This window comes from Empedobacter sp. UBA7252, assembly GCF_002472765.1.
Classification (GTDB): Bacteria; Bacteroidota; Bacteroidia; order Flavobacteriales; family Weeksellaceae; genus Empedobacter; species Empedobacter falsenii_B.
In genome coordinates this window covers 1-5,232 of record NZ_DKSQ01000077.1, presented here as the reverse complement: position 1 = coordinate 5,232, position 5,232 = coordinate 1, and the positions used below count along the sequence as shown (strand labels likewise).

At 31.6% G+C, this 5,232-nt stretch carries 5 protein-coding genes and 1 pseudogene; all 6 read left to right on the top strand.

The genetic code is table 11. The features are described from left to right. Positions 1–273: 273 nt before the first annotated feature. On the top strand, positions 274–1,110 hold the full coding sequence (kduI, locus tag B2X73_RS11345) for a 5-dehydro-4-deoxy-D-glucuronate isomerase (protein ID WP_286495601.1): 837 nt from the start codon (positions 274–276) through the stop codon (positions 1,108–1,110). Between the two features lie 7 nt (positions 1,111–1,117). Continuing rightward, positions 1,118–1,900 carry a gluconate 5-dehydrogenase gene (locus B2X73_RS11340; RefSeq protein ID WP_286495602.1) on the top strand — a complete coding sequence of 261 codons (783 nt, stop codon included), beginning with the start codon at positions 1,118–1,120 and terminating at the stop codon, positions 1,898–1,900. A 14-nt stretch (positions 1,901–1,914) separates the two neighbouring features. Beyond that, complete coding sequence (uxaC, locus tag B2X73_RS11335; RefSeq protein ID WP_219035359.1) at positions 1,915–3,312, top strand: glucuronate isomerase; 1,398 nt, start codon at positions 1,915–1,917, stop codon at positions 3,310–3,312. 8 nt (positions 3,313–3,320) lie between these two features. Further along, complete coding sequence (locus tag B2X73_RS11330; RefSeq protein ID WP_286495603.1) at positions 3,321–4,328, top strand: sugar kinase; 1,008 nt, start codon at positions 3,321–3,323, stop codon at positions 4,326–4,328. Between the two features lie 2 nt (positions 4,329–4,330). Beyond that, complete coding sequence (locus B2X73_RS11325; RefSeq protein WP_221855132.1) at positions 4,331–5,005, top strand: bifunctional 4-hydroxy-2-oxoglutarate aldolase/2-dehydro-3-deoxy-phosphogluconate aldolase; 675 nt, start codon at positions 4,331–4,333, stop codon at positions 5,003–5,005. A 45-nt stretch (positions 5,006–5,050) separates the two neighbouring features. Further along, positions 5,051–5,232, top strand: a pseudogene (locus B2X73_RS11320) (MFS transporter); the annotation flags it as partial.

Here is a 5,232-nt window from a genome sequence, read left to right as displayed (position 1 = left end):
CTAAATGCACTACGGGTTAATTTACAAAAATGTAACTTATTTTTTTCTCTCTTTGTTGTCATATTCAATATTTCAACAAAGAGTATTGTTAAAAATATTTACGAATAAATTTATTTCCAAACAACTACATTCATCATCTTTTGAAAAGAAATTTTTATAGTGTTTTATGTACATTATTAAAAAACTTTTTAATACTTTTACAAAACATCATCTCGATGTATTTTTTTAAATTTAAAATGTAATCGATTACATTAATTTTAATAAATAACTATTATGATAAATTCTGAATTTAGATATGCACATCATCCTAATGATGTTAAAAAATATACAACTGAAGAACTAAGAGAACATTTTTTAATTCCTGATATATTTATAGAAGATCAGGTGAAGTTAGTCTATTCGATGTATGATCGCTTGATTATTGGTGGTATTTACCCAGCTAATCATGCAATAACTTTGGAACCAACAACAGATCTTAAAGCAGATTTTTTTTTAGAGAGAAGAGAATTAGGAATTATAAATGTTGGTGGAAAAGGAAAAGTAACTGTTGATGGAACTGAATACGAATTGAACAACAAAGAAGCTTTATATATTGGTAAAGGAAATAAAGAAATCGTTTTTGATAAACTAAATAACGAACAACCTTTGTTTTATATCAACTCTGCTCCTGCTCATCATTCGTATCCAACTAAGAAGATTACAAAAAATGAAGCTGAAATTGTTGAGTTAGGCGATTCTAAATATGCAAACAAAAGAACAATTAATAAACTTATTGTAAATAGTGTTTTAGAAACTTGTCAATTACAAATGGGTATGACCGAATTACATCCTGGTAGTGTATGGAATACAATGCCAGCTCATACACATGAAAGACGAATGGAAGCATATTTTTATTTTGATTTAGAACAAGGACAATCAATTAGCCACTTTATGGGACAACCAAATGAAACGCGTCACATTTTCTTACAAAACAATCAAGCAGTTATTTCACCAGAATGGTCTATTCACTCGGGTGTAGGTACTTCAAATTATACTTTTATTTGGGGAATGGCTGGTGAAAATATGGATTACAGCGATATGGATGGTGTAAATACGGATGAATTAAAATAATAGAATTATGAATTTATTTGATTTATCAGGAAAAATAGCTTTAATCACAGGTGGAACACATGGTTTAGGATTAGCAATGGCAGAAGGATTGGCACAAGCTGGTGCTGAGTTAGTTATTACAAGTACAACTCCTTCAAAACTTGAAGAAGCTTTACAATATTATAAAAGTAAAGGATTTACTGTAACAGGATATATTTTTGATGTAACTGATCAACCACAAGCAAAAAAACAAGTTGAATTGATCGAAAAGAATCATGGTCAAATTGATATTCTTGTGAATAATGCTGGAATTATCAAACGTGTTCTTGCGGTAGATATGGATGTCGAAGATTTCAGAAAAGTTATCGATGTCGATTTAGTTGGTCCTTTCATCATGTCGCAATTGGTTGCAAAAGGAATGATTGAGCGTAAAACTGGAAAAATAATTAATATTTGTTCGATGATGAGCGAATTGGGACGAGACAATGTTTCTGCCTACTCTTCGGCAAAAGGTGGATTGAAAATGTTAACGCGCAACTTAGCTACAGAATGGGCAAAACATAACATTCAAGTAAACGGAATCGGACCTGGTTATTTTGCAACTTCACAAACAGAGCCGATTCGTGTGGACGGAAATCCTTTCAACGAATTTATTATCAACAGAACGCCGACTGGTCGTTGGGGAAATCCCGAAGATTTAGCTGGAACAGCGGTTTTCTTAGCTTCGGAAGCGAGTAATTTTGTTAATGGACAAATCATTTATGTCGATGGAGGAATTTTAGCAACAATAGGTAAACCATCAAACGAGTAAAATTTAAATATTATATGAAATCATTTATAACTGATACATTTTTATTACAAAATAAATATGCCGAGGAATTGTATTTCAACTATGCTGAAAAACTTCCTATTATAGATTATCACAATCATTTATCGCCAAAAGATATTGCAGAAAATAGAGTTTTTGAAAATATTTCGAAAGTTTGGATTGCTGGAGATCATTACAAATGGCGTGCAATGCGAACGTTAGGAATTAACGAAAATTGCATCACAGGAAATGCTTCTGATTTAGAAAAATTTGAAGCGTGGGCGAAAACTGTTCCTCATACGCTTCGAAATCCTTTATTTCACTGGACTCATTTAGAATTAAAACGATATTTTGGAATCGATGAATTATTGAACGAAAATAACGCAAAAGAAATTTTCGAGAATACTTCCGCTCAATTACAACAAGCAGATAAATCTTGTCAAGGTTTATTAAGTTTAGTAAATGCTGAAACGGTTTGCACAACTGAAGATCCGACAGATACGTTAGAATATCATATAACGTTAAATAAAAGCAATTTCAAGACAAAAGTTAGTACAGCTTTTCGACCAGATAAAGCGATTCTAATTGAAAATCAGGATTACAATTCTTACATCAATAAACTTTCTGAAGTTGTTGGTTTCGAAATTAATTCGTTCCAAAACTTGAAAGATGCGTTATATAATCGAATTGAAGCGTTTAATGCAATCGGTTGCAAAATTTGTGATCATGGTTTGAATAATATTTCTTACGTAGAATTTACTGATATTGAAATTAATACAATTTTCGAATCAAAAAGAAATAATCAACCGTTAAATCATACTCAAATCGAGCAATTCAAAACTGCCCTACTTCTATTTTTAGGGGAAACATATCACCAATTTGGATGGATTCAACAATATCATTTAGGCGCACTTCGCAATAACAATGCTCGTATGCATCGTATTTTAGGTCCTGATACAGGTTGGGATTCTATCGGAGATTTTAAACAAGCGGCTAATCTTTCTAAATTCTTAAATAGACTTGACGGAAATGATAAATTAACAAAGACAATCATCTATAATTTGAATCCAGCTGATAACGAAATTTTCGCAACAATGATTGGAAATTTCAATGATGGAAGCGTAAAAGGAAAAGTGCAATTTGGTTCGAGTTGGTGGTTTTTAGATCAAAAAGATGGAATCATCAAACAACTAAATGCCCTATCTAATATGGGGTTAATAAGTTGCTTTATTGGAATGTTAACAGATTCAAGAAGTTTCTTATCTTTCCCTAGGCATGAGTATTTCAGACGAGTAATCTGTAATTTATTCGGAGAAGAAATGGCAAATGGCGAATTACCAAATGATATTGAATTAGTTGGAAAAACAATATCAGATATCTGTTATTACAATGCAAAAGAATATTTTGATTTTTAGATTTATTTATGAGCAATAATATTTTGACTTTTGGAGAAGTTTTAATGAGAATTTCTCCATCAAATCATAAAACTTTGCAACAAAGTAAAGAAGTAGAATTCTTTTTTGGTGGAACAGAAATGAATGTTGCAGCTTCTTTGTCTACTTTTGGTTGTAAAACGCAACACGTCTCAAATGTTTCGAATGATTTTGTTGGAGATGCAGCTATTTCCTACATGAAAAGTCTAGGAATTGATGTTTCATTTATTAAAAAAAATGAACATCCACTTGGATTATATTTTTTAGAAGTTGGTTCTGATGTCAGACCAAGTCGTATCGCTTATAACCGATTAAATGGTTCTTTTTCAAATATAAAACCAAACGAAGTTGATTGGAATAAAGCCTTAGAAAATTGCAACTTTTTCCATTGGACAGGAATTACACCTGGAATTTCAGAATCTGCTTACGAAACGTTGAAGCAAGGTTTACAATTCGCTTATTTCAAAGGTATTCATATCACAACTGATCCTGCTTATAGAAGTAATTTATGGAATTACGGGAAGAAAGGACAAGATATTTTGAAAGAATTAATCGGATATTCAACCATTTTTATTGGTGGAGTGAATGAAATCAATGAAATTTTAGAAACAAATTTCTCAACGGATAAGAATGGATTTACTGAAGCATCTAAAACATTGATGAAAGAAATTCCGTCAATTCAAAAAGTATTTGATAAAGTTAGAATTGGAATTAATGCAAGTTCGCAAGCAACACAAGGTAGAGCTTGGATTAATAATGAATATTTAGAAACAGAAGAAATTCATATCAACCATGTCGTTGATAGAATTGGAACTGGCGATGCATTTGCTGCAGGTTTGATTTATGGTTTGATTAATCACGATGATCAATTTGCTTTAAATTTTGCAAACGCAGCTTGCGCAATGAAACATACTATTTTAGGTGACACAAATTTAGCTTCTGTTGATGATATTTTAGAGTTAGTTAATGGAAATTTTGGAGGAAGAATAAAAAGATAAAAATGGCACGATTTACAAGAATAGAAGTCGCTTTAAAAGCAAAAGAAACTGGAATTGTTCCTGTTTTTTACCATCAAGACATCGAAATTTCTAAAAAAATTATAAAAGCTTGTTACGATGGTGGCGCAAGATTATTTGAATTTACAAACAGAGGCGATTTTGCGCACGAAGTTTTTTCTGAATTAAATAAATATGCGGCAAAAGAATTACCCGAATTAATCTTAGGAATAGGCTCTGTTTTAGACGCACCAACAGCAGTATTATATCTTCAATTTGGAGCAAACTTTATTGTTGCCCCTTCTTTAAATCCTGAAGTAGCAAAAGTTTGTAACCGAAGAAAAGTAGCTTGGATGCCTGGTTGTGGATCTGTTTCGGAAATTTCTTTAGCAGAAGAATTAGGAGCAGAAATCGTTAAAATATTTCCTGCAACACAAGTTGGAGGACCAGATTTTATCAAAGCTATAAATGGACCAATGCCTTGGACGAATATTATGCCAAGCGGAGGTGTTATGCCTACAAAAGAAAGCATAACAAGCTGGATAAATGCTGGCGCTTATTGTGTTGGAATTGGATCACAATTGTTCACAAAAAATTCATCAAATGAATATGATTACTCTCAAATTGAACGAACAGTTGGAGAATCAATACAAATTTATAAAGAATTAAAAAATATATGATTTAAAGGAAGAAGTCAAAAATAATAAATCACAAAAACACACTAAATGAAGAACGAAACTTCCATTAAACCAAGTAATTTTAGATGGACTATTTGCAGTTTACTATTTGTTGCCACAACCATAAATTACTTAGATCGTCAAGTTTTATCATTAACTTGGAAAGATTACTTAGTTCCAGAGTTTCACTGGAATAATAATGACTACGGAAATATTACCGCACTTTTTTC